Below are 4929 nucleotides of genomic sequence, written 5' to 3'. Positions count from 1 at the left end.
GCCGGCATGTCCGAAGCCAATCGGTCCCTGATGCTGATCTACTCCCAGCTCTACGACAACGATGCGATGAATGACCTGCGCCACATGGTCGAAGCGGACACCGATAAGGCAAGCGCGGACCTCGACGCGCTGCCCCCCGACGCGGAGGAAAGTCAGCGCCAGGACCTCGCCGAACGCTACGCACCCACGCTGGCCAAGACACTCAAGGACTACCCCTGGGTGAGCGACCCCGAAAGCCACGTCACCAAAAGCGCCGGAGTGACCCAGGCCACCATGACCGAGGCCGTCCAGGCACTCTACAATCCAGCACAAAGAGACGTCATCACCCGTGCCAGCATCATCGCCCAAAAGCTTCTGCGCGCCGCAGAACCCCCGGCGGAAGGCCAAGAGTCCACCCCCTAAGCCCGGCTGAAGCGACGCGCCACCCGCGCGCGCGGGCGGCCGGAAACTTGCTCCAAACAGCGCAACACCCTTCCCGTTTCAGTCGTCCTCAGCCGGCAGTCCTGACCGGTAGTTCTTGAACGATTACTCCTCGACTAGGGGTCGCGGGATGGGCGATGAGGGTCGGGAATAGAACGCCCACCATTACAGTTGACACGTCACGTACTTATCGGTCGGCGAAAGAACCAGTGCACGCAGCGTCCGTTGCACTGTCCGGGCGACGAAACTCCAAGTGCTCGATAGGTATAGAAGCTCGTGCGCTCCAGCTGATGGACCCACAATGTAGATGAAAGAGAAGTGGTAACCGTGGAAATTGGAATCTTCGGTGTCGGCGAAATCATGGCCGATCCGACTACGGGAGAAACCCCCAGCGAAACGGAACGCATTCTCGGACTGGGTCGCATCGCAAAGCACGCCGAGGATATCGGGATGGACGTTTTCGCGATCGGCGAGCACCACAACCCACCATTCATCTCAAGCTCGGACAGCACACTGCTGGCGTACGTGGCCGGAATGACGAAGAGGATCAAGCTCTCGACATCCACCACGCTGATCACGACAAACGACCCGGTCAAGATCGCCGAAGATTTCGCGACCCTGCAGCACATTGCCGGTGATCGAGTAGACATCATGCTCGGGCGCGGCAATACCGCCGAGGTCTATCCCTGGTTCGGAAAAGACATTCGTCAGGGCATTGCCCTCGCAGTCGAGAACTACGCGCTGTTGCGTAGACTCTGGCGGGAGGAGAAGGTTTCCTGGAGCGGCCAGTTCCGCACCCCGCTGCTCGAGTTCACTTCAATGCCCCGGCCTCTGAACGGAATACCGCCCTTTGTATGGCACGGGTCTATCCGAAGCCCCGAAATTGCTGAGCAAGCCGCGCACTATGCAGATGGTTTCTTCGTGAACAATCTGTTCATGCCGGTCTCCTACTTCAAGGAGTATGTCGACTTCTACCGCCGGCGCTTCTCGGAAAACGGACACGGTCGACCTGAGGACGCGATTGTCGGCGCTGGTGGGGCAATTTTCGTCAGGCCGTCATCGCAGGCGGCCTTCAAAGAATTCTCCCCCTACTACTACTCGCACCCGGTCATGTCGAGCGCCGGCAGACTCGAGACAGCAGCCCAAAAAACTGGCTTGGCAGTCGGAAGCCCTCAGGAAGTCATTGAGCATGTCCTGACCTTCCGGGAGTCGTTCGGCCCCTACCAGCGGCAGCTTTTCGCGATTGACTTCGGCGGGGTGCCCGAGCGCAAGGTTCACGAACAACTTGAGCTGATCGGCTCCTCCGTCCTGCCGACGCTGCGCAAAGAACTGGAAAGCCCTACAGCCGATCGCCTAACGGCCCACGACTGAGCTGGCGCAGTCCTGGGTTGAACTCCCGCAGTCCAGGGCAGGTAAAGCACATCATCGAGCGCCGATTTGCACGACCCGAATCTCCTGGCAGGGCTCGGCCTCGATCCAGGTGATGCCGCCGCCGACTGGCAGGAGCCAGGAGCCGAAGGCCGTGTGCCGCCTTCCCGGGCGGTACACGACGCTTTGGAGCGTCGCGGCGCACATGGTTTGATCGACCTGTCCCGCAAGCGGTCCGGACTGTGGCATCTCACCCTCTTCTCCTGGAACCGTGCCGGTTCCCCCACCGTCCGCGACAGCCCGGCATCCCACTGAGGGATCATCCGGGGCTCAAGGTCTTGGCTGGGCGGACCTATCTTCAAGAAATGATTGACGAGCAGGTTCACAAGCTTCGACGACGATACCCGGGCCACGAGTGGACTTCCGTCCGCATCGGCTGCTCGGGGGCACTGGCCTTAGGCCGCGTGGAATCACGGACTTGTACCTGACAGTGGGAACCCTGACCAAGCAACACGACACCGGGCATGGGCTGGCTAATCCCGGCACCTGGACGAACAACGAGCCGCAGGAGCCTGCGGCCGTTTCCCGCGGGGCGACAGGTCAGCCCTCAGACCATCAAGCCAAGGATGTGAGAAGGTGCAGGTCAAGGTGCGCGGGATCCGAGGCAGTAGCAACGGATTCGCGGCGTATTGATGAAGGCGTATTGGGGGATGTTGTGAGGGAAAAACCAAAAGATCTGAGCGCGGTCAAGGCAGAGGAAGAAGGCTTGCCGGCTCATGCAGGCAAGCTATCCTTCAAGGCCCTGCAAACGGTGAATGTGCTGCTCTTTGCGGGGGGCCTATTCCTTATCATTGCGGTCACTATCAATCTCGGATTTACAATTGCCAGCTATGAGGCTCAGGGCCATTCTGCCGACGGAGACGTCACCAGGGGCCCGGCTTTGGTCATCATCACTGGGCTGATGACAGCCGTCCTTGCCGCCGTTGCGTTCTCCTCGCTGCGAATCGGGCAGCGGTGGGCATGCTGGATTGATGTTCTAATCTGGTCGGCAGGCTGGTTGCCCGCCGCGATCAACCTGAATAGCTATATCAGGGGTTTCGGGTACGAGATCTCCAGCCTCGTGTGCTTCCTCGGTGTCCTTCTCGCGGTTGTGACCTACTTCCAAATGTCCCCGAAAAAGGTGCCGCCCCGGTCCTTGGACGCATCCTCATAGTCCCCATGGGGCGATCATGTGCGCCGGATCAATTCGACGGCCCGGACGTCCCTTGGCTTGAGAGGCGTACTGCGGGTACATCCCGGGCCGCCACGTCGGACAGCACACGCCGCACCGAAGGTGGCTCAGCCGTGCCAAGTGCCGTGTGCTTCAATTTCCGGATGGACGGACCAACAAATGATGGCAGGAATCTGATGATCGGTGACGGTCACTGATATCACGACAGGACTGCTCCTCTTCCGGGTCAAGCTGCTCCCACTCAGCGCCCGGTTCATCCCCGTCGGCGGCCGACGAGCGAAGACCCCCTCGCAGGAGGAAGGGAGCCGGTGGCCCTAAATGGTTGCTACAGCACTGGTTATTCGCGTGTAGCGGTTAAGGCACGTCACCGGGCATTTTCCCGGGCGGGGTGAACGCGACTCTACGGTCTTGGGTTCTATGAGGGATTTTCGGTGGCCGTCGGGCCGGGAAGCTCCACTACGGAGAGCGGCGGCAGCGGCGCATAGTCCGGTCAAAGGAGCTTACTTTTGCTTGGTCATCATCGGAGGATAGGCCACTGGGTGCCCTGAGGGATCGACATATGCAATGGCATACTGCCATGCAGAGATTTCGGTCTCGGACGTCGTTTGATGACCAGGAGCCCTACCTCAGTCAACTCACCTCTCGCTCCGCCTGGATAGCCTGGCGCGACCTGATCGTCAGAACATACCGGGATCAAGGCTTGCACTGCCCCCTGGCCGTGCTCATAGCCGACATCGGGCGGTACAGTCCTGACGCTCAAGCAGTTTCAGCTCACCTGGTCACGAGGTGGCAGCAATCGCTTCGCTCGGGCATCGAATCTACCCAGGCAGCCGGCGAAGCCGACCCCGACCTGAATCCCGAACTCACAGCAGCAGCAATCATCGCCGCCATCGAGGGAGGCATGACCATCCTGCTCTCCACCGGATCAGCCGAGCACCTCGAGGCCGGCCTGAACTTCTGCCTCGACAGACTTCTCGTTGAACCACGACTTAAGTCCCAAACCGCAACCAGGGCGGACCTGACTGCATCCGTCTGAAAGCCTTCTCGAGTCCAACCTAGGTCCAACCCGTCGAGTCGATCGATGCCTGTCGCCGTACCACCACTGGTAGCGGATCACCTTCGACGGCGTACTCCACTAGCAGCGATGTCGTCGTGGTCTTTGTGCGCGAAAGGATGAACACGACCAACAAGTCACGAAGCGGCCCAGTGAACGCGAACTCGGCGAGAGGTAGGGATGTCCCAGTCATGCTCCCACTGTTGCACTTCACCCAGCCGAGCTTCACTCCACGGTGAAGGGATCCCTTGAACCGTCTATGCGGCGGCGTTGACGTGACTACCCCGCCTTTCAGTCTTCAGCACCGTGGCTGCGGTGTAGTAGGGAGGGATGGCAGCGGGGCTGTCCCTCTCTCGGGTGCGCTGGCCTCAGGGGCGCTCGATCACGGCGGTGGCCTGTATCTCGATGCGCAGACCGGAGAGGACGAAGTCGATTCCTCCGAGAATGGCGGTCGGCGCGAAGTTCTCGTCCATCAGTTCGTGGCAGATGTCGATGAATTCGAACGCATCGCGGGCATCGGCCAGGTAGACCGTCAGATTGACGATGTTGGCCAGGTTCGTGCCGGCGGCCTCCAGAGCCAGTCCGACGTTGCGCAGGGCCTGCCGGGCCTGGGCGCCGAACTCGGGCGAAACGATGTTGTAGTCCTTATCAACCCCGGTCTGCCCGGCGACGAACGCGAAATCGCCGGCCGTGACGCACTGCAGGTAGGCGTACTTGCGGGAGTCGCCGAGCCCAGGGACCTCGATGTTGGTTTTAGTGATCATGACCGTGCTCCGGTTCTTCGGTTGTGAACGTCTCAGCGGACAGCGGCCGGTTCGGCCAGGAGCGTCTCGGTGACGTAGGCCCGGGCCTTCAT

At 60.8% G+C, this 4929-nt stretch carries 5 protein-coding genes and 1 pseudogene; 4 read left to right on the top strand and 2 right to left on the bottom strand.

The window, feature by feature from the left end; all coding sequences use genetic code 11:
- Both GVV77_RS17975 and GVV77_RS17970 read left to right on the top strand, forming a co-directional pair.
- A pseudogene (locus GVV77_RS17975) lies at positions 1 to 402 on the top strand (MerR family transcriptional regulator); the annotation flags it as partial.
- A 345-nt stretch (positions 403 to 747) separates the two neighbouring features.
- Positions 748 to 1791 (top strand): CE1758 family FMN-dependent luciferase-like monooxygenase, encoded by a 1044-nt coding sequence (locus GVV77_RS17970; protein ID WP_159620692.1) that lies wholly within the window; start codon positions 748 to 750, stop codon positions 1789 to 1791.
- Between the two features lie 51 nt (positions 1792 to 1842).
- Here the strand turns inward: GVV77_RS17970 and GVV77_RS17965 are convergent, their stop codons facing one another.
- Positions 1843 to 2037: a hypothetical protein gene (locus GVV77_RS17965; protein WP_159620690.1), complete on the bottom strand. Its 195-nt coding sequence runs from the start codon at positions 2035 to 2037 to the stop codon at positions 1843 to 1845.
- A gap of 229 nt (positions 2038 to 2266) precedes the next feature.
- Between GVV77_RS17965 and GVV77_RS17960 the strand changes: the two genes are divergently transcribed.
- Complete coding sequence (locus GVV77_RS17960; protein ID WP_210252856.1) at positions 2267 to 3001, top strand: hypothetical protein; 735 nt, start codon at positions 2267 to 2269, stop codon at positions 2999 to 3001.
- Positions 3002 to 3719: 718 nt separating this feature from the next.
- Entirely contained in the window at positions 3720 to 4055 is a 336-nt protein-coding gene (locus GVV77_RS17955; protein ID WP_201293278.1) for a TetR family transcriptional regulator C-terminal domain-containing protein, read from the top strand.
- A gap of 386 nt (positions 4056 to 4441) precedes the next feature.
- On the opposite strand, the gene GVV77_RS17950 is transcribed toward GVV77_RS17955, so the two are convergent.
- A complete protein-coding gene (locus GVV77_RS17950; RefSeq protein WP_159620686.1) occupies positions 4442 to 4837 on the bottom strand; it encodes a RidA family protein in 396 nt (131 codons plus the stop codon).
- Between the last annotated feature and the right edge of the window lie 92 nt (positions 4838 to 4929).

Source organism: Arthrobacter zhaoguopingii (assembly GCF_009828605.1).
GTDB lineage: Bacteria > Actinomycetota > Actinomycetes > Actinomycetales > Micrococcaceae > Arthrobacter_D > Arthrobacter_D zhaoguopingii.
This window is presented reverse-complemented; position numbering and strand designations above follow the sequence as displayed.